We start from the raw sequence: 16912 nt of genomic DNA, 5'->3' as shown, positions 1-16912 counted from the left end.
CAGCCGGTTTGGACTATGACAAATGTCGAAACATGCGAAATAAGGTTTTTGCAGTTTCTATCTGTTGCCGCGGACGTCATAGGATTGCTATTCATAGAACATCGCTGCAGCATTCGCAGCCAATGATACGGCAACTAACTGCATCGTAGCGCGCATTTATGGGAACAGGTTTGCAACATTGACTGACAAGATAACAAAAAGCGGCCTAATGGTTGCGAGCGCCCTGATCTTGGTGTTCTCCCTGCCAGCGCTTGGTCAGCAAGGCCCTGAATCCCTGCTTCCTGAAGGTTTTGGTGATCCCCCGCCTCCGCCAGCCCCGACCCCAGCCAGGCCAGCGCCCACGGTGCCGGGAACGCCGGCAGGAGCGACGTCGCCAATCTTCACACCTGGAACCGGTGTCGCGACGGCTACCGTGGCGACCGAAGATGACGAAGAGGAAGAAGAAGCTGAAGAGCCGGAAATGGTCATCCGCTTTGATGTGCCACCGGCCGCGCGCCGCTCCCTCAACGCCGTCGGGATTATTTCTCCGGAATCCGGCGGATTTCCAGCAGACGCCTTTGGATCGCTGGATGGCGCGTTCTTGAATCAAGTCGTCGAACGCATATCTGGGCCAATTGCATCACGCTGGGGCACTATTATGGCGCGGCGGTTACTGGCCAGTCGCACCAACACGCCGGACGGGGTAAACGGCGCGGACTGGACGGCTGAGCGCGCCTGGCTGCTTCTGCGCATGGGCGATTCAGTTGTGGCGCGTAACCTTGTGCAAAAGGTCGATGGCGCTGACTACACCAAGCGGCTTCATGAAGTTGCGATGCAAGCCTATCTTGCCAATGGTGACCTCGCGGGCTTGTGTCCTATCAGTGAAAGCGGCGTGCGCCTCGTCAATAGCGGCCGTTGGAAAATGTCACGCGCTATCTGCGCATCGTTGGCGGGTGAACAGGGCAGCGCAACCGCATTTATAAATCAGGGCCGATATCAGGGATGGGTCCGCGGTGTTGACTATCTGCTAGCAGAAAAAGCCGTAGGCGCTGGCATTAACGGGCGACGCTCGGTCAAGATTGAATGGGAAAACGTCAAAGGCATGAACCCTTGGCGATTTGGTCTTTCCGCCGCCGTCGGACTTGAACCACCGGAACGCCTTTTTGATGATACGGGCCGTCAGGTCGACGGGTGGCGTGTACAATTGCCTATGTTCACTCCTGCGGTTCGCGCCAAATACGCACCGGGCGCTGCTGCACTTGGAATATTGTCGAACCGGGACATGGTTGATCTATATGCGCAGGTGCTTGACGACACAGAAGCACCTGATGCCTTGCGGTCGCAAGCCGAAAGACTTGGCAACGCGTACACCGCGTCTGGCGCGAATGCCAAGGTTGCGGCGATGACATCCTTATGGTCGGCCGCCGCCGCCGGGGCCGATTATCATGCGGCGCTCGTTATGACAGCGCGCGCCGCTGCGTTAATAAGTCCAAGCGCAGACCATGAGGCAGCGGCTGACGGGCTCATTGCCTCAATGGTCACAGCAGGTCTTGACCGCTCCGCTGCGCGGTGGATTGGCGTTGTGCCCGAGGGCTCGCTTGGCTGGGCGCTCGTTACTCTGGCTGCTCCCGGACGCGTGGCCGCCGCTGACTAGGGCAGCTTGGACGACTTCTACAAAAGCGACAGCAGTTCAAAAGGTCATAAATCTGCGCTCCTTTTAGCTGGCCTGTCAGGACTTGGCCGGGTTGAGGGCGACGCACGAACGGAATTTGCTGGTGACCTCAAAATCAATATTCTGCAGCAGTCAGCATGGTCGAGGGCCATCACTGCCGCAGCAGAGAGGGGCGAGCAGGGCACTGTTGCATTGATGGCAATTGCTGGCATGCAGGCCCCTTCATGGTCGTTGGTGCCCGCCAGCCACCTCTACCACATTGTCCGTTCGCTGCGTCAGGTGGGGCTGGAGTCCGAGGCTCGGATGATTGCCGCTGAAGCCGTTACCTTTGGGTAACCAAAGGTCGATGATGGTCGGCCAGTCATGAGCTCGCCGGATAGCAATCTGCCCGACCGGGAACTGATTGCACGTTTTTTGGAGATGTTGGCGGCCGAGCAGGGGGCTGCGGCCAACACCATTTCTGCTTATCGAAGTGACCTAGTGGCTGCGTCCAACCTTGCAAAAGGGCGTCTGACCAGCGCTGACCCTGATGCGCTGACAAGTCTGGCACGTGATTGGCGAGGCCTTGCCAACAGCTCGGTTGCACGAAAGGCGTCAGTGCTAAGGCGGTTCTTCGGTTTTCTGCAGGAAGAGGGATTTCGTGCAGACAATCCGTCGTCTGCTCTTCCAAAACCTACACAGGCCCGCAGCCTGCCCAAAATTCTTGATAAAGATGAAATTGACGTCTTGTTCAACGCCATTGAAGCAAAACTCGCACGGCCTACTCCCGCGTCAGTGGACTACCGGCTGTCGGCTCTCATTGAACTGCTTTATGGTTCCGGCCTGCGGGCGAGCGAACTGGTCGCCTTGCCCCGAAACTCGGTCGTATCCGGCAAGCCGTTCATTATTGTCAAAGGTAAGGGGAACAAGGAACGCCTTGTTCCCATATCAAGCCGCGCCCGGGATGCCGTCGACGCTTGGCTGGCCTTTGTGCCAGAAAAATCGCGTTTCCTTTTCCCATCGCGGGCCAGCCATATCAGCCGCATTCGCCTGTTCCAGATTATCAAGCAATTGGCCGCGCAATCCGGCTTGGACCCGCTCAAGGTGAGCCCGCATGTATTGCGCCATGCCTTTGCCACGCATCTGTTGGCGGGGGGCGCAAATCTAAGGGCTCTTCAGTCCATGCTGGGGCATGCGGACATCGCCACGACGCAGATCTACACGCATGTTGACTCCAGCCGGCTGGTTGAATTGGTCAATCGACGACACCCATTAGCAACGCGCACATTGACCCGCCGCACCGCAGGCACTAACCGGCAGACATGATGGTATATCTTGATTTTGAAAAGCCGATTGCCGCGCTTGAAGCGCGCATCATTGAACTGCAAGATGCTGCGCGTGAAAGCGACATTGATGCTACTGCCGAAATCGCAAAGCTGCGCGACAAGGCTGACAAGCAACTTAGGGATACATACGCTAACTTGACGGCGTGGCAAAAGACTCAGGTCGCGCGTCATCCCGAACGGCCCCACTTCAAACACTATATTGAAACAATGTTCGAAGATTTCATGCCTCTGGCGGGCGACCGGGCCTTTGGCGACGATCAAGCCATTATTGGCGGACTAGCACGACTAAATGGTCGTCGCGTGATGGTTATCGGCCATGAGAAGGGGGACGACACCCAAAGCCGCCTTCGCCATAATTTCGGAATGGGTAAACCAGAAGGCTATCGCAAGGCCATAAGATTGATGGAGCTGGCTGATCGTTTCGGCATCGCGGTGGTCAGCCTGGTCGATACTTCGGGTGCTTTTCCGGGTATCCAGGCTGAAGAGCGGGGCCAGGCCGAAGCGATCGCCCGTTCCACCGAAAAATGTCTCGCGCTTGGCGTGCCCATGATCGCGTGTATTGTAGGCGAGGGCGGCTCTGGCGGCGCGGTGGCGCTGGCGGCTGCTGACCGGGTTCTCATGTTTCAGTATGCCGTGTATTCAGTTATCTCACCCGAAGGATGCGCTTCTATCCTCTGGCGCACGGGCGACAAAGCGGCTGATGCTGCCCAAGCGATGAAGATGACCGCTGATGATCTTAAATCGTTGCGCATTATTGACCGTATAGTGGACGAACCAGTTGGCGGCGCGCACCGCGACCATGCGATGGCAGGGGCGTCACTGGCCCATGCCATATATGAGGAACTTGAGGCGTTGTCGGCATTCTCCTCCAAAGAATTGCTGCAGCAGCGCCGTGCGAAATTCCTAGCGATGGGTGCCTGACCTTAACGAAGGTATCTCGTGCAAAAACGCCGGTTTTTTTGCAGAATTGAAACTTAATGCGCTAAACTCCGTTTTCCTTATTTAGGGAGCATAGATATGCGTTTTTCGAAAACGGTCCTGATTACAGGCACCGCAATTTTTGCAGTGACCACCGCAAGCAGCAGCATGCCTGTTGAGGCGCAATCTCGAACCAAGGCTGTGGCGGCGCCTAAGGCGTTTACAGCGAAGGAAAAGTCCGAAGGCGCAAAATACCATAACGAGATATTGAAAGAATTTGGCGGACCCATGCAAAGTCCGCAGACCGCTTATGTCGTGCGCGTAGGCAAAAATATTGCCATGCAGTCGGGACTAGGAAATGCGCAGAGCGATTTTAACGTTACCCTGCTCAATTCATCCGTAAACAACGCTTTTGCGCTACCCGGCGGCTACGTATATATTACGCGCCAACTGGTTGCCTTAACCAACAGCGAAGCCGAAATGGCGGGCGTTCTTGGCCATGAAGTGGGGCATACAGCGGCGCGCCATAGCGAAAAGCGCAAGAGCAATGCTACCCTTGCCGGCCTGCTGGGCATGGGCGGCAGTATATTGGGATCCGTTTTGGGTAATTCAGGCGGTTTGCTTGGTGCGCTTGGTGGGGGGTTGAAAGAATATGCTGGCCCATTGGCGCAGGTTTTCAGTCTCAAATATTCGCGGTCGCAGGAAGAAGAGGCTGATGATTACGGAATTCGGTATCTCAGCGGCGCGGGGTATGATCCAAGCGCTTTATCTTCCATGCTTAATTCGCTTGCGATGCAGACAAGCGTAGACACGCGAGTCGCTGGTTTGACCGACGGTCGCGTGCCGGAATGGGCAAGTACCCATCCAGATCCTGCGAGGCGCGTTGCTCGCGCCTCCACACGCGCAAAATCGTATCCTGCCAGCACGTTCCGTAATGCAGATGCGCATTTGGCAGCGATTGACGGCATGCTATACGGAGATGACCCAGCGCAAGGTGTGATTGAAGGACAAGAGTTCCTGCATCCGGAACTCAGAATGAAATTCACGGCGCCTAATGGCTTCGGGATTCAAAATGGAACAAATGCTATCGCAATCAACGGGAACAGCGGAAAGGCGATTTTTACGGCGGCAGCCTTTGACGGCAACCGCAATACTTATATTGCAAATGCGCTGAAGGCGGTATCAGGCGAAAATGCCGCTATTCCGGTTGGTGAAATACGACGGACGACGGTAAACAATATCCCCGCTTTTTACAGCAGCGCTGTAGTCAATACACAGCAGGGACAGCGCGTCGTTACTGTATTTGCCTATGAATGGGCACAGGGCACAGCCTATCATTTCGTGACCATTGCCGCCTCCAATAGCAATCCATTTGACCGGATGTTTTCAAGCATGGCGCGACTGACCAATGCAGAAGCGGCGGCCGTGAAACCACGTAAACTGCGGGTTGTCACCGTCGGTCCGAGAGACACCATAGCTTCGCTTGCCGGTCGCATGGCTTACCCGACGTTACAGACCGAAAGATTTTTGGCGCTGAATGGCCTTAGATCCAACACTGCCGTCCGGTCGGGACAAAAGCTTAAAATTGTAACCTATTAAAACAAAAGGGCGGCGACCAACTGGTCTCCGCCCTTTAACTGCCGATGCGACCTTATGATCAATAGCAGTTGTCTTTGGTCGCCTATTAAGATGACAAGCTGTTGCCGACCTTGTTAAAGGTGCCAGACAGGTTGGTGCCGAGGCTAGTCATAGCGGTGATCGCCGCAACTGCGATTAGCGCTGCAATTAAGCCATATTCAATTGCAGTTGCGCCGTCTTCGTTCTTGAAGATTTTTTTGATAGTTTTCATGTTTGGTCTCCTGTCACCCGCCCGACTCACCTGAACCGTTCTTGTAAAGCGAGGTAACTGACCATATTTTCTATCTTCAACTGGTATATTTTTCGTTAACACGCAGTTTCGCTACAGGCGCTGATCAGGCGCGCGAATGCTCCACGGAAGTTGTCTTCAAATACAGACTTTGGCTCCGAGAATTCATTATCTATTGAAGGAAATAAAAAAGGGCGGAGACCAAATGATCTCCGCCCTTGGACTGCCAAACCGATTTAACCGTTTAACAGCTTTCTTAATCTGCTTGGTCTTACGACTGCAAGCTATTTCCAACCTTGTTAAAGGTACCGGACAAATTAGTTCCGAGGCTGGTCATTGCAGTGATTGCTGCAACAGCGATCAAAGCAGCAATCAAGCCATATTCAATTGCAGTTGCGCCATCTTCGTTCTTGAAGATTTTCTTAAGAGTTTTCATTTTTGGTCTCCTGTCTTTACGTTCATACACCCGGGCGATCTTTCCGAAAAATCGTCAAATGATGGATAAGGTTTCAATATTTACGATTTCGTTAACAATTAAATCATTGTGTGCTTGAAGTTATTTTATTCGACACCTGGTTCCACATTGACTGGGTGCTTCCTGCAAAATTGCCTAGTGATGCAATCATCGCAATAACGATCAAGGATATTATCAAACCATATTCTACGGCTGTCGCGCCCCGGTCGCATTTTACAATACGACGAATTAGTTCCAACATGTCTGGTCCCACTTCATTCCCTGGTTGCGAGCAGCATTAAAATCCCACACAGAAGTTAACAAAACCTTGTTACGTGATGAGAATATGGAAAGAAGTCCGACATTATTATTCGTGGTTGCCGCTGCGTTAACCAACGACAAGGGTGAAATTCTGCTACAAAAACGTCCCATGGATGCGCAGATGGGGGGGTTGTGGGAGTTCCCGGGCGGCAAGGTGGATCACGACGAATCCCCTGAAAATGCCCTTGTGCGCGAACTGGAGGAGGAACTTGGTATCATCGTAGATGCTCGAGACCTCGTGCCAGAGACGTTCGCGAGTGAACCCTTGGGTGAGCGAAATCTGCTGCTTCTGCTGTATCGCTGTAATCGTTGGACGGGCACGCCGGCGGCCTTATTTGCAGACGAGATATATTGGGCTTTGCCAAAAGACATGTCTTACCTGCCGATGCCACCCGCGGATTATCCCTTGGTCAAGAAGCTCCAACAAATTTAATCTGCTCGGTGCTTTGACAGGACCTCAGCGAGCGAAACTTGTGCGCTTCCTCTTTTAGCCGGGCGGCGCTGCGATTCCGACGGCGCCCAACCACTCAGATGCAAATGTGTAAAGCATTCGGTGACCTTCCCTTCTTCATCAGCGCGTGCCGCAAACAGATTATCCAGTCGATTTGAAATATCTTTCCCTAGATATGGCCGTGGCCCAGCGAGAGCATTGCCAATTCCAGCGTCGCGTATGTCCGATATGAGCGAGCGCCAGTCACCATATCGGATAAAGGTCATATCCTGATCAGCTACGGGCAAATTGAATCCGGCGCGTACCAGCAAGTCAGCGGCGCTGCGTAAATCAATCTGGGGATGAATATGTGCCGTTGCTCGATCAGCTTCTGTTTCCAGAAACATAGATTTCAGTGTGGCCAAGGTACCAGCGCCAAACAAATGGCCAAGGAATAATCCGTCCGGTTTCAAAATGCGGCGAATTTGAATGAGCGCACCTGGAAGGTCATTCACGCTATCCAGTGTGCCAGCTGATATCACGAGATCAAAACTGCCAGGGGTAAATGGCAGCCTGTCTTCCTCCAAAGCGTTCAGACCGGCGCTGTCTGTCTCCGTCTGGCTTAAGGTAATGACCTGGCACCGAACATTTGGCGGTAGGATATGCTCATGCCAGCGCCCGATTGGCCCTAAGACCATCGCATTTTCAAAGGGTCGCGTAACCGCCGACAGGCGTTCAGCAAGATCCTGGGCAATATGGTTCCATAAAAACATATCGCCAGTGCGCCCCGCGGCCTTATCGCGCATTGCACGGCGACGGCCACGGTCAAAAATTTCGGGTGGATTCAGATCGTTGCTCATTTGTGCCTTGTGCAGACCCTTCGTTTGTCCGACAAGTCCAATATGGCAAGGGGCAGCCACATTTTCCACATAGCACTGAATTGGGCGCTGCCTGAACGTTGCCCCTGTTGCGGGACGATTACCTCTTCAGGCGGCCTGTTCTGCGCAACTTGTTGGCAGAAACTCGATTTTCTTGCCCCCCCCTGGTGCCGGGGGTGCGCAATTCCATTTGAATTTGACCGCGGGGACGACGCATATTGTGGGTCATGCCTCCAAGCCCCGCCCAAACATGACGGCATCCGGGCGGCAGTGAAATATGATGATTTGTCATCTCAGGTGGCTCTACGATTGAAATATGGCGGAAAAATAGGCTTGGCTCGCATCATCGCGCAGCAGCTTCTTCGGCACCTGCCCAAGGATCGAGACGATATCCTGATCACCCCAGTCCCTTTGCACTGGACTCGTCTATGGTCTCGCACCTTCAACCAGTCCGCGCTTATCGGCAGGGAATTGGCGGCGTTAAGCAACATGACTTTCGTGCCCGATATACTGGTTCGGCGTAAAAGAACGCCCAGCATGCGCGGTCTTGACGTGACTCGCCGCAGGAAAGCCGTCGGAAGCGCTTTTGCAATTCATCCGAAATGGAAAGGCTTTCTACGGGGGCGCAAGATCATTCTTATCGATGACGTCCTGACGACAGGGGCGACCAGTGACGGTTGCGTCTCAGTGCTGAAACGAAATGGGGCAGGCTGGGTACAGATTTTCTGCTGGGCGCGCGCATTGCGCGGGAGGACGCAGGATCACGATTACGGGGCGCTCGAAGCTTGACTTGCACACATTAGGACACCATTTCTTATCCATGACTGCAACTGTTGAAATCTACACCAAATTCGCATGCCCATATTGCGTGCGGGCAAAGCACTTGTTGGACAGCAAAGGCGTGACTTACATTGAGTATGATGTGACCATGGGCGGTGAAAAGCGCGCAGAAATGGTCAGGCGAGCGCCTGGTGCACGGACCGTTCCGCAAATTTTTATCAACGACTTGGCGATTGGGGGATCCGACGACTTGCGAGCACTCGATAGCCAGGGAAAGCTGGACAAGTTACTTGGAGTTGGCGGCGCATAATGATCGCATTCGATCTGAATTGTAGCAACGGACATCAGTTCGAAGGCTGGTTCACGTCATCCGCTGAATTTGATTCACAAAAAGCGAACGGGATCCTGGCTTGTCCACTTTGCGATGATGTGACGGTCCAAAAGGCACTTTCAGTCCCGAATGTTGCACGGAAAAGCAATCAACGGGCGGTCACCACGCCGTCTTCATCCAGCCCTGCCGTTGAAGTACGGGGTGAGGCAGCAGCGACCGAGCCGGTGCCTCCGGCGATGGTCGAGCTGGTGCAAAAGCTGGCACAGGCACAAACAGAAATGCTGGAAAAGTCCCAATGGGTCGGCGGCAATTTTGCCGAGACCGCTAGAGCTATCCATTATGGGGAAGAGCCGGATCGCCTCATTCATGGCGAAACAAGCGCTCACGAGACGAAGGAGCTCCTTGAAGAAGGCATCCCTATTACCCCGCTGCTATTTTCAGTCGTGCCGCCCAATGCTAAAAATTGACCCGCAGATTGCAGCCAGCTATGGCCCCAACAAGGCACCCATAGCTCAGCAGGATAGAGCATCAGATTCCTAATCTGGGGGCCACTGGTTCGAATCCAGTTGGGTGCACCAATCATGCTATAAACTTCAGGGCTTTGGTTTTTGTGATGACTGTCGGTCAGTTTCCGCACGTCCATGCAACAAGAATTGGCTTAGAATGGGAACCAATCTATCGATAATATCTGGCGCCGATCACCGCGACCGGTTGTGTCGATATATTTCGGCACCCGGTTGAAGTCTAATCTCTTGCGACCATGTTACCATCTAGTGTTCTCGCGAAATGACAGATGGAACCTCTGCACATTTTGCCAGAGTTCATGTTGAATGCTACAGAGAACGGGTTGATTTGCAGACATCGGTTCCAGCATGCGAGCGATGACCGAGTGGTGTTCACTTTCAATGAGCAGATCAGGCAGGATGTCGAAAACGGTCTGTTTGATGTTTCTACGAGTTATATCGGCTGTACTGGGGTAAGATTTTGAGAAAATGGTTCAAACAAATATCTCCGAGGCCGGAAAGTGTCTTAGCAAACCGCTGGATACGCCCTTTTGCGCATCGTTTAGCGCACCCTGAAATTTGGCATTTCAATCGCCGGAACGTGGCGCGTGGGGTAGCACTGGGTCTTTTTGTAGGATTTATTGTGCCAGTTGGTCAAATCGTGTTGGCTGCGTTACTCGCGGCAACCGCGCGTGGTAACTTGTTGATAGCGGCTGCGGCCACACTTGTGACAAATCCTTTTACATTTCCACCGATTTATTATGCGGCCTTCCGTACGGGCTCATTCCTTTTGAAAACGAATTCAGGAGGAGCAAATTCTGCATCGGTCGATCAAGTGCATATTACGTCGATAGTTGAGATGATATCAGGCGCATCGGTACCGACGCTGTTCGGTCTTGTGCTGTTTGCCTTGGTGTCTGCTGCGGCGGGATTTGGCGCTGTGCACGTTGCTTGGCGGTTTTCAATACGTCGACAATGGCGGCGCAGGCGGCATTCGAGTGAAAGCGCAGATGGCGTAAGCTGATGGAAACACACTCGGCCATACCCTATCTGCGCGAGCTGCTCATATTCTTGGCAGCCGCTGGTATAGCCGTACCGCTGCTTAGCAGACTCAAAATCAGCCCTGTATTAGGTTACTTGCTTATCGGTGGGATAATCGGCCCATTTGGCGTCGGGCTGTTGGCAATGAATTACCCTGTTCTGTCGCAATTTGTCATTTCCGAAGTGGAAGGCGTCAGGGCGCTAGCGGAAGTTGGCGTTATTTTTCTGATGTTCATGATAGGGTTGGAGCTTTCACTTGACCGACTTTGGTCCTCCAGATTTCTCGTCTTCGGGATGGGGTCGTTGCAGGTGGTTATTTCGGCAGCCATTATTACTTTTGTCTCATTGGAACTGGGCTTGTCGTTGACTGGAGCGCTTATTGTGGGCGCTGCTCTGTCTCTGTCCTCAACTGCGATCGTCATGCAGATACTTATGCATGGGCGCCGGTTATCTACACCCGTTGGCAAGACTGGCTTCTCGATATTGTTGATGCAGGATCTGGCGGTGGTACCCATTCTTTTTATGGTCGGGGTGCTTGCCACTCCTGGCGATCAGGGCCTCGCCGAAGGCTTGTCTATTGCACTTGGCAAAGCATTTCTCGCGGTCACGCTGATTTATTTTGCTGGAAGGTTGTTGTTGCGTCCGCTTCTTCGGCAAGTTGCGCAAGCACGCATCCCCGAAATGTTTACGGCGGCAGTGTTACTTGCCGCTATCGGCGTATCCGCACTAACTGCCTATTTCGGGCTGTCCATGGCGCTTGGCGCACTGCTTGCTGGCCTACTGCTTGCGGAGACAGAATATCGACACCAGATAGAGGTCGATATTGATCCGTTTAAAGGTCTGCTCCTTGGTCTATTCTTCATGTCTGTGGGCATGGGAATTGATTGGCGGAACGTGTTTCTCGAACCCCTACAGATAGCCGGAGCGGTAGTGGGGCTGTGGCTTCTAAAGGCTATTATCATTTCAGGTTTAGCCATGCTTTTTGGAAGACCGCGGAGCGTAGCAATCGAGACCGGTATACTACTTGGGCAAAGTGGTGAATTCGCGTTCATTATCATGGCTGCTGCGGTAAGCGCCGGCTTGATCGGTGCCGAGCTGGAACAGTTTGTCTTGATAGTCGCGGGATTGAGCATGCTATTGACTCCGCTCGTTGCGCAGTTCGCACATCTTATGTCGCGAATTGCTGCCGGGCATGAGGCTTCTGCCGCTTCTGCACGTACCGACGATCATTTTCATCAAAGTTCGGACCATATCGTCATCGCAGGCTATGGCCGGGTAGGCCAAATGCTTTCGCGCATACTCGACGCGGAAGGCGTTGATTATGTAGCACTAGATGCAGATGCTGCTTTGATAACAACGTTCCGGAAAATGGGCCGGCAAGTCTTTTACGGAGATGCTTCCAGGGTCGAGATACTTGTAAAAGCCGGAATTGATCATGCTGCGGCCGTGGCGGTCACTATGAATGATCCTGCAGCAGTAAGTCGGATAGTTTCCGAGATTCACAGTCGATGGCCGACGATTCCTATCCATGCACGAGCAAGGGACAGCGAGCACGCACATCGCCTAAAAGAACTAGGTGCAACTTACTGTACACCCGAAACAGTTGAGGCGAGTCTCCAGTTAGCCGGTCGTGTCCTGTTAAATATTGGAGTAAATACCGAAATTGTCGAGCGACGTATTACGGAACAGCGTTTGGCCGAGATTGGTTGATATTGTTGATGATCTTTTATAGGTTACAACAAAGTCTGTGGATGTCCGTCACAAAATTTAGGAGGAGCCCATTATGACCAACGGCCAACCCGTATTGGTGGCTACAGACCTCAGCGCACGGTCAGATCGCGCAGTGGACCGGGCGTTAATGCTAGCAGAGCAATGGGGCGTTCAATTGATTGTCCTTCACGCATTGGAAGCAGGGTCATATCTTGAAGGCAAACTTGAAGCTGCTGAACGTTCCATTCGGGCGACCCTGCGAGATCCTGACGCCGATGTGAGTATTCTCCCTGCTGTCGGCGCTGCGCCCTCAGTCATTGTGGATGCTGCCACATCCGCTGCATGTTCATTAATCGTGACCGGCGTCGCGCGGTTTAATAATGTGGGTGATTATTTTATTGGAACCGCCGTTGACCACGTGGTTCGGCATGCAACGGTACCTGTGTTGATCGTAAAGAACCGCCCGCGTAAGCCTTACGCCAAAGTGCTGATCGCCACAGACTATTCGAATTGCTCGCGTGCGGCATTAACTGCCGCTGTCAATTTATTCCCGAACGCAGAAATCCACGTGATTCATGCTTATCATGTTCCCTATGAAGGTTGGCTAAGTTCCCAACAAGTTAAGGATGAGGTGGCCGACGGGGCAAAACAGCAACTCGACAGTTTTATCGCATCGCTCGATAATTCAGAAGATATAAGTGGACGGATATCCGCGCACCTTGGTTATGGCGAAACGCCGTCAGTTATTATCCGCGCAGTCAGTGAAATCGGAGTTGACCTTGTCGTACTTGGAACGCACGGCCGAAGCGGGTTCGTCCGGTCGGTCGTCGGGAGTATGGCAGAAGAGCTGCTGCAAATATTACCTGTCGATACTCTCGTCGTTCGTACGCAAAGCTAGCAGTTGGTATCGCGCCCCCGGCAATTTCGGACGGCGTGTGCCTCCAGCATGAAAAAGCCCGCCGCTGCGCTGGGCAGGGCGGGCTCTAATATTTGATGGTTAAACAGATTAGCTGGCAGCGTTCTGCATGTCCTTACCGACTTCTTCAACAGCAGCACCGGTTTCTGCAGTAGCGTCTGCAGCAGCTTCTGCTGTTGCGTCGGCAGTGCCTTCAGCGGCGGTCATTGCATTCTCTGCACCAGCTTCGACAGCTTCGCCAGTTGCATCGGCTGCTTCAGCGGTTTCTTCGGCTGCCTTGTCGCCTGCTTCGCCACATGCGGTAAGCGATGCAGCAAATGCGAGAGCAGCAACGGTTGCGACTAATTTCTTCATCTTGATTCTCCTGAGTCCCATATAAACCCTAGCTGGGTAAGAACGCGTAACGGAAAAAAGCGGTTTTACGCAACTATTTTTCGATCCCGCGCGAGATACCCCATTGGCGGGCCACCGTGTAACCAACATATCCAGTCCCAAAAAGCGCGTATAACGGCTCGGGCAGGCCGTTAAGATAGGCATTCATGCCGGCCGCAATATTCGCTGCGGCCTCTGGCCGCAGTGCTGCAATCAACCCCATTGGAATTGCCCACAACAGCATCGCGTACATAACGTATGAGAAACTTGGACGCGCGCGGCTGGTCCATGGATCGGCAGATTGCGCTTCGGCAAGGATCGCGGATAACTGCGTACGCAGAATTTCCATGTCCTGACTGCCTTGCAGCTTGATTAGCTGCAGTTTCGCAGCGTCGCGGGCTTTAGGATCAGGGATGATCTTGTCGATTATGCCCGCAATTGGACCTAACATACCTTCAATAATTGACATAGCGACACCTTCTCTTCAAAAACTAACCTATACGGTTCGTAAGCCACCCGTACAAAAATGCTTCTTGTGTGGGCCGTGATTCGGCAAGACGAACATAATGTGCACCCTGAAGCGCATCGATTGCTTTGATCAGCACGTCTTCTGCCAAACTTCCTCGACGTCGGACAAATGCCTCCAGAGCGCGCAACGTAGCTGGCCCAATCTTTCGGTCGACGGCAATGTCGTCGAAGTCGCGGCCGTTGCGGTTCAGCGCGTTCAGTGCGCGTTGTAGAAAAGCGATCGCCGCGTCAGTGCCCATGTTCACCCCCGTATCGAAAAGCTCGGCAGCCAGTTTTGGCGCGGTGCGCTCGACTTGGTCAAATTCCGGCGCGTGCCAATAGGACCGTTTGTAGATGGCGGCGGCGATGCTGCGAGGCAGTTCGTCCATATCGCCCATATAGCCGTGGCGCCGCGCAACCTTCTGCGTGATTCCCCAACGGGTGGGGCCACCTTTGTCGTTGGGATGATCCACGAAACCGCCCTCACGTGCAATTACCTCTTCAATCAAATGGTCAACATGATCCATCGCGTGACACCTCACTTTCGACTACAATACTAACCAAATAGGTTTCTTGTAGGAAAGTAAAATGTGAAGCGCGGCATCCCATCTGGGTTGCGCGTCGAATTGACGTTAAATTTTGATTGAAAAATTGGTCGGGACGACAGGATTCGAACCTGCGACCCCCACACCCCCAGTGTGATGCGCTACCAGGCTGCGCTACGTCCCGACCGCCAATGACCTCGCCGAGGCCAGTGGAAGCGCGCCTATATGGCGCTGGTTTTTGAAAAGCAAGCGCGCTCTCGACGCTTTGACGTTGCGTCAACTGGGTGCAGGTGATAATCGCGCCCGATTGTCTTCGGGCAGTGACGCCAGTTGGCGCTAATTTTCATTATTGTGAGGTCTTCGATGGAGTTTGTTATCTTGAGCGCTGCCGCAGGTGGTGCTGGTGGTTCGGCATTTTTTGTGCAGATCTTTCCGCTCCTGCTGATCTTTGTGGTTTTTTACTTGTTCCTCATCCGTCCGCAGCAAAAGCGCGCGAAGGAGCATGCAGCAAAAATCGATGCAGTGCAGAAAAATGACGAAGTAGTGACGGCTGGCGGCCTGATGGGCAAAGTGACCAAGGTTGCCGATGATTATATCGAAGTCGAAATTGCGCCGAATGTGAGGGTGAAGGCGGTAAAATCCACGATCGCCAATGTCCAGTCGCGCAACACCAAAGCCGCGAATGATTAATCGTCGGGGTTGAATGACTTAACGGTCGGCCCCAAATATTGCTTCCTCAGTTCGTTCGGACCCAGCCTATGCTAGATTTCCCTCGTTGGCGCGTATGGATGCTCAACACCCTGATTATACTGGGTGTGGCTTTTGCTATTCCAAGCCTGTTGCCGACGCACATCCGCGCTCAGCTTGCGCAGTTTGTGCCAACGCCGACGATAAACCTTGGTCTCGATCTCGCCGGCGGTAGCCATATTCTGCTTGAGGCAGACACCTCGCAGTTGGCGGAAACCCGTCTGGAATCGTTGGAAGACAGTGTCCGGACTGCCATGCGCCGGGCGGATCCGCAAATTGCCATCTCTGATGTCTCACGCAGCAATGGCGAATTAAGCTTTAACGTGGCTGACGTATCCAAGGTTGACGCTGCACGTGAAGCGTTAATCCCGCTGACGAGCAACACGATTGGCGGCCGTGACTGGAATATCGGTGTCAACAACGGCAATCGTATGATCCTGACTCCCGTAAGTTCCGGGAATGAGACCGCAATCGATCAGGCGATGGACACAGCCAAAGACGTCATCGACCGACGTATTAACGCGCTCGGCACGCTGGAGCCGACCATTATCCGTCAAGGCGATAACCGGATCGTCGTGCAGGTGCCTGGATTGGATGATCCAGCCGCCTTAAAGGCGTTGATTGGTAAAACCGCCAAGCTTGAATTTAAACTGGTTGATGAACAGGCCGACCCTGACCAGACAGCACAAGGCAAGGCACGCGTTGGCAGCCAAGTGCTGCCATATCCTGACAATCCCTCGGGCCTGCCCTACATCGCTGTGCGTCGTCTTGGCGGCATTTCTGGTGACAAGCTGGTAAAGGCTGATCCAACATTTGACCAGCAAACCAACGAGCCTGCGGTCACAATCCAATTCGACTCCGAAGGCGGCCAGAGATTCGCGCGGATGACTCAGCAGAATGTGAACAAACTGTTTGCGATCATTCTGGATGGCCAGGTTATATCCGCACCACAAATCCGCGAACCCATCTTCGGGGGGATATCGCAAATCTCCGGCAGCTTCACAACTGAAAGCGCCAATGCGCTGGCCATCTCGCTCCGATCTGGCGCCTTGCCAGTTGACCTCACGATCGTCGAGGAGCGCTCGGTTGGGCCAGACCTTGGTGCCGATTCTATCCGCCGCGGCGTGCTTGCAGCGGTGATTGGCACGACGGCCATTCTAGTCCTCATGTTTCTCGTCTATGGTCGGTTTGGCATGTATGCCAATATAGCCTTAGTCATCAACGTGTTGATGATCTTGGGCGTAATGTCGTTTGCTAATGCAACGCTGACATTACCGGGCATTGCCGGCTTTGTATTGACCATCGGCGCGGCCGTTGATGCGAACGTGTTGATTAACGAACGCATCCGTGAGGAACTTAAACGGGGCCGACGGGTGGTTCAGGCTATCGAATTCGGATATAAAGAGGCTAGTCGCGCGATTTTCGACGCTAACAGCACCAACGTTATCGCGGCGGTGCTGCTCTTCATCTTCGGGTCGGGACCGATACGCGGTTTCGCAGTCGTGCTGATGATCGGTATCGTTACATCGGTGTTCACTGCAGTGACCATTACCCGCATGTGGGTATCACAATGGGTCAAACGCGCCCGTCCCACCGATTTGACGATTTGAGGATAT

The 16912-nt window shown here is 53.4% G+C and carries 21 protein-coding genes, 2 tRNA genes and 1 pseudogene; 16 read left to right on the top strand and 8 right to left on the bottom strand.

Going from position 1 to position 16912, the window contains the following annotated elements; translation table 11 throughout:
- The first annotated feature begins 178 nt into the window (after nt 1-178).
- The 5 genes from ACK4S7_RS00510 (at nt 179) to ACK4S7_RS00490 (ending at nt 5493) form a co-directional block, all read left to right on the top strand.
- The gene (locus ACK4S7_RS00510; protein ID WP_409643358.1) at nt 179-1633 is read left to right on the top strand and encodes a hypothetical protein; all 1455 of its coding nucleotides are present in this window, start codon (nt 179-181) and stop codon (nt 1631-1633) included.
- A gap of 6 nt (nt 1634-1639) precedes the next feature.
- On the top strand, nt 1640-1987 hold the full coding sequence (locus ACK4S7_RS00505) for a hypothetical protein (protein ID WP_409643355.1): 348 nt from the start codon (nt 1640-1642) through the stop codon (nt 1985-1987).
- Between the two features lie 27 nt (nt 1988-2014).
- Nucleotides 2015-2956 carry a tyrosine recombinase gene (locus ACK4S7_RS00500; protein WP_409643353.1) on the top strand — a complete coding sequence of 314 codons (942 nt, stop codon included), beginning with the start codon at nt 2015-2017 and terminating at the stop codon, nt 2954-2956.
- The gene (locus tag ACK4S7_RS00495) at nt 2953-3897 is read left to right on the top strand and encodes an acetyl-CoA carboxylase carboxyltransferase subunit alpha (RefSeq protein ID WP_409643350.1); all 945 of its coding nucleotides are present in this window, start codon (nt 2953-2955) and stop codon (nt 3895-3897) included. The genes ACK4S7_RS00500 and ACK4S7_RS00495 overlap by 4 nt, the downstream gene beginning before the upstream one ends.
- Before the next feature lie 96 nt (nt 3898-3993).
- The gene (locus ACK4S7_RS00490; RefSeq protein WP_409643348.1) at nt 3994-5493 is read left to right on the top strand and encodes a M48 family metalloprotease; all 1500 of its coding nucleotides are present in this window, start codon (nt 3994-3996) and stop codon (nt 5491-5493) included.
- Between the two features lie 85 nt (nt 5494-5578).
- Here the strand turns inward: ACK4S7_RS00490 and ACK4S7_RS00485 are convergent, their stop codons facing one another.
- The 3 genes from ACK4S7_RS00485 to ACK4S7_RS00475 all read right to left on the bottom strand — a co-directional run bounded on the left by ACK4S7_RS00485 (nt 5579) and on the right by ACK4S7_RS00475 (nt 6477).
- Nucleotides 5579-5743: a Flp family type IVb pilin gene (locus ACK4S7_RS00485; RefSeq protein WP_409643346.1), complete on the bottom strand. Its 165-nt coding sequence runs from the start codon at nt 5741-5743 to the stop codon at nt 5579-5581.
- A gap of 289 nt (nt 5744-6032) precedes the next feature.
- Nucleotides 6033-6197, bottom strand: a complete 165-nt coding sequence (locus ACK4S7_RS00480) for a Flp family type IVb pilin (protein ID WP_409643344.1) — start codon at nt 6195-6197, stop codon at nt 6033-6035.
- A gap of 103 nt (nt 6198-6300) precedes the next feature.
- Nucleotides 6301-6477 carry a Flp family type IVb pilin gene (locus ACK4S7_RS00475; protein WP_409643342.1) on the bottom strand — a complete coding sequence of 59 codons (177 nt, stop codon included), beginning with the start codon at nt 6475-6477 and terminating at the stop codon, nt 6301-6303.
- A gap of 84 nt (nt 6478-6561) precedes the next feature.
- Between ACK4S7_RS00475 and ACK4S7_RS00470 the strand changes: the two genes are divergently transcribed.
- The gene (locus tag ACK4S7_RS00470) at nt 6562-6969 is read left to right on the top strand and encodes a (deoxy)nucleoside triphosphate pyrophosphohydrolase (protein ID WP_409643340.1); all 408 of its coding nucleotides are present in this window, start codon (nt 6562-6564) and stop codon (nt 6967-6969) included.
- On the opposite strand, the gene ACK4S7_RS00465 is transcribed toward ACK4S7_RS00470, so the two are convergent.
- Nucleotides 6966-7826, bottom strand: coding sequence for a methyltransferase domain-containing protein (locus ACK4S7_RS00465; RefSeq protein ID WP_409643338.1), 861 nt, complete (start codon nt 7824-7826; stop codon nt 6966-6968). The genes ACK4S7_RS00470 and ACK4S7_RS00465 overlap by 4 nt on opposite strands.
- A gap of 42 nt (nt 7827-7868) precedes the next feature.
- Here ACK4S7_RS00465 and ACK4S7_RS00460 point away from each other — a divergent pair.
- From ACK4S7_RS00460 to ACK4S7_RS00425, 8 genes and pseudogenes are all read left to right on the top strand, one after another.
- A pseudogene (locus ACK4S7_RS00460) lies at nt 7869-8066 on the top strand (double zinc ribbon domain-containing protein); the annotation flags it as partial.
- A 111-nt stretch (nt 8067-8177) separates the two neighbouring features.
- Complete coding sequence (locus ACK4S7_RS00455) at nt 8178-8633, top strand: ComF family protein (RefSeq protein ID WP_409643433.1); 456 nt, start codon at nt 8178-8180, stop codon at nt 8631-8633.
- A gap of 31 nt (nt 8634-8664) precedes the next feature.
- A complete protein-coding gene (gene grxC, locus ACK4S7_RS00450) occupies nt 8665-8934 on the top strand; it encodes a glutaredoxin 3 (protein ID WP_409643336.1) in 270 nt (89 codons plus the stop codon).
- Nucleotides 8934-9422 carry a DUF1178 family protein gene (locus tag ACK4S7_RS00445; RefSeq protein WP_409643334.1) on the top strand — a complete coding sequence of 163 codons (489 nt, stop codon included), beginning with the start codon at nt 8934-8936 and terminating at the stop codon, nt 9420-9422. The genes grxC and ACK4S7_RS00445 overlap by 1 nt, the downstream gene beginning before the upstream one ends.
- A gap of 34 nt (nt 9423-9456) precedes the next feature.
- A tRNA-Arg gene (locus ACK4S7_RS00440) sits at nt 9457-9533 on the top strand.
- A gap of 406 nt (nt 9534-9939) precedes the next feature.
- A complete protein-coding gene (locus tag ACK4S7_RS00435) occupies nt 9940-10482 on the top strand; it encodes a DUF2062 domain-containing protein (protein ID WP_409643332.1) in 543 nt (180 codons plus the stop codon).
- Nucleotides 10482-12209, top strand: coding sequence for a cation:proton antiporter (locus ACK4S7_RS00430; protein WP_409643330.1), 1728 nt, complete (start codon nt 10482-10484; stop codon nt 12207-12209). The genes ACK4S7_RS00435 and ACK4S7_RS00430 overlap by 1 nt, the downstream gene beginning before the upstream one ends.
- Nucleotides 12210-12282: 73 nt before the next feature.
- Nucleotides 12283-13107 (top strand): universal stress protein, encoded by an 825-nt coding sequence (locus tag ACK4S7_RS00425; RefSeq protein WP_409643327.1) that lies wholly within the window; start codon nt 12283-12285, stop codon nt 13105-13107.
- Nucleotides 13108-13215: 108 nt separating this feature from the next.
- On the opposite strand, the gene ACK4S7_RS00420 is transcribed toward ACK4S7_RS00425, so the two are convergent.
- The 4 genes from ACK4S7_RS00420 to ACK4S7_RS00405 form a co-directional block, all read right to left on the bottom strand.
- Entirely contained in the window at nt 13216-13479 is a 264-nt protein-coding gene (locus tag ACK4S7_RS00420; protein WP_409643325.1) for a hypothetical protein, read from the bottom strand.
- Nucleotides 13480-13552: 73 nt separating this feature from the next.
- Nucleotides 13553-13966, bottom strand: coding sequence for a holin family protein (locus tag ACK4S7_RS00415; protein ID WP_409643323.1), 414 nt, complete (start codon nt 13964-13966; stop codon nt 13553-13555).
- Between the two features lie 22 nt (nt 13967-13988).
- Entirely contained in the window at nt 13989-14531 is a 543-nt protein-coding gene (locus tag ACK4S7_RS00410; protein WP_409643321.1) for a glycoside hydrolase family 108 protein, read from the bottom strand.
- A 125-nt stretch (nt 14532-14656) separates the two neighbouring features.
- Nucleotides 14657-14733: transfer RNA gene (locus ACK4S7_RS00405), tRNA-Pro, on the bottom strand.
- Between the two features lie 179 nt (nt 14734-14912).
- Here ACK4S7_RS00405 and yajC point away from each other — a divergent pair.
- Both yajC and secD read left to right on the top strand, forming a co-directional pair.
- Nucleotides 14913-15239 (top strand): preprotein translocase subunit YajC, encoded by a 327-nt coding sequence (gene yajC / locus ACK4S7_RS00400; RefSeq protein WP_409643319.1) that lies wholly within the window; start codon nt 14913-14915, stop codon nt 15237-15239.
- Nucleotides 15240-15307: 68 nt separating this feature from the next.
- Nucleotides 15308-16906: a protein translocase subunit SecD gene (gene secD / locus ACK4S7_RS00395; RefSeq protein ID WP_409643317.1), complete on the top strand. Its 1599-nt coding sequence runs from the start codon at nt 15308-15310 to the stop codon at nt 16904-16906.
- The last annotated feature ends 6 nt before the right edge of the window (nt 16907-16912 follow it).

The sequence above is a fragment of the Sphingorhabdus sp. genome, from assembly GCF_046292425.1.
Taxonomy (GTDB): Bacteria; Pseudomonadota; Alphaproteobacteria; order Sphingomonadales; family Sphingomonadaceae; genus Sphingorhabdus_B.
This window is presented reverse-complemented; position numbering and strand designations above follow the sequence as displayed.

Coding starts and splice junctions, on each gene's coding strand:
- ACK4S7_RS00465 (WP_409643338.1), bottom strand. CDS start 7,826: ATGAGCAACGATCTGAATCCACCCGAAATTTTTGACCGTGGCCGTCGC.
- ACK4S7_RS00415 (WP_409643323.1), bottom strand. CDS start 13,966: ATGTCAATTATTGAAGGTATGTTAGGTCCAATTGCGGGCATAATCGAC.
- ACK4S7_RS00490 (WP_409643348.1), top strand. CDS start 3,994: ATGCGTTTTTCGAAAACGGTCCTGATTACAGGCACCGCAATTTTTGCA.
- ACK4S7_RS00410 (WP_409643321.1), bottom strand. CDS start 14,531: ATGGATCATGTTGACCATTTGATTGAAGAGGTAATTGCACGTGAGGGC.
- ACK4S7_RS00420 (WP_409643325.1), bottom strand. CDS start 13,479: ATGAAGAAATTAGTCGCAACCGTTGCTGCTCTCGCATTTGCTGCATCG.
- yajC (WP_409643319.1), top strand. CDS start 14,913: ATGGAGTTTGTTATCTTGAGCGCTGCCGCAGGTGGTGCTGGTGGTTCG.
- secD (WP_409643317.1), top strand. CDS start 15,308: ATGCTAGATTTCCCTCGTTGGCGCGTATGGATGCTCAACACCCTGATT.
- ACK4S7_RS00470 (WP_409643340.1), top strand. CDS start 6,562: ATGGAAAGAAGTCCGACATTATTATTCGTGGTTGCCGCTGCGTTAACC.
- ACK4S7_RS00495 (WP_409643350.1), top strand. CDS start 2,953: ATGATGGTATATCTTGATTTTGAAAAGCCGATTGCCGCGCTTGAAGCG.
- ACK4S7_RS00480 (WP_409643344.1), bottom strand. CDS start 6,197: ATGAAAACTCTTAAGAAAATCTTCAAGAACGAAGATGGCGCAACTGCA.
- ACK4S7_RS00500 (WP_409643353.1), top strand. CDS start 2,015: ATGAGCTCGCCGGATAGCAATCTGCCCGACCGGGAACTGATTGCACGT.
- grxC (WP_409643336.1), top strand. CDS start 8,665: ATGACTGCAACTGTTGAAATCTACACCAAATTCGCATGCCCATATTGC.
- ACK4S7_RS00430 (WP_409643330.1), top strand. CDS start 10,482: ATGGAAACACACTCGGCCATACCCTATCTGCGCGAGCTGCTCATATTC.
- ACK4S7_RS00475 (WP_409643342.1), bottom strand. CDS start 6,477: ATGTTGGAACTAATTCGTCGTATTGTAAAATGCGACCGGGGCGCGACA.
- ACK4S7_RS00445 (WP_409643334.1), top strand. CDS start 8,934: ATGATCGCATTCGATCTGAATTGTAGCAACGGACATCAGTTCGAAGGC.
- ACK4S7_RS00485 (WP_409643346.1), bottom strand. CDS start 5,743: ATGAAAACTATCAAAAAAATCTTCAAGAACGAAGACGGCGCAACTGCA.
- ACK4S7_RS00425 (WP_409643327.1), top strand. CDS start 12,283: ATGACCAACGGCCAACCCGTATTGGTGGCTACAGACCTCAGCGCACGG.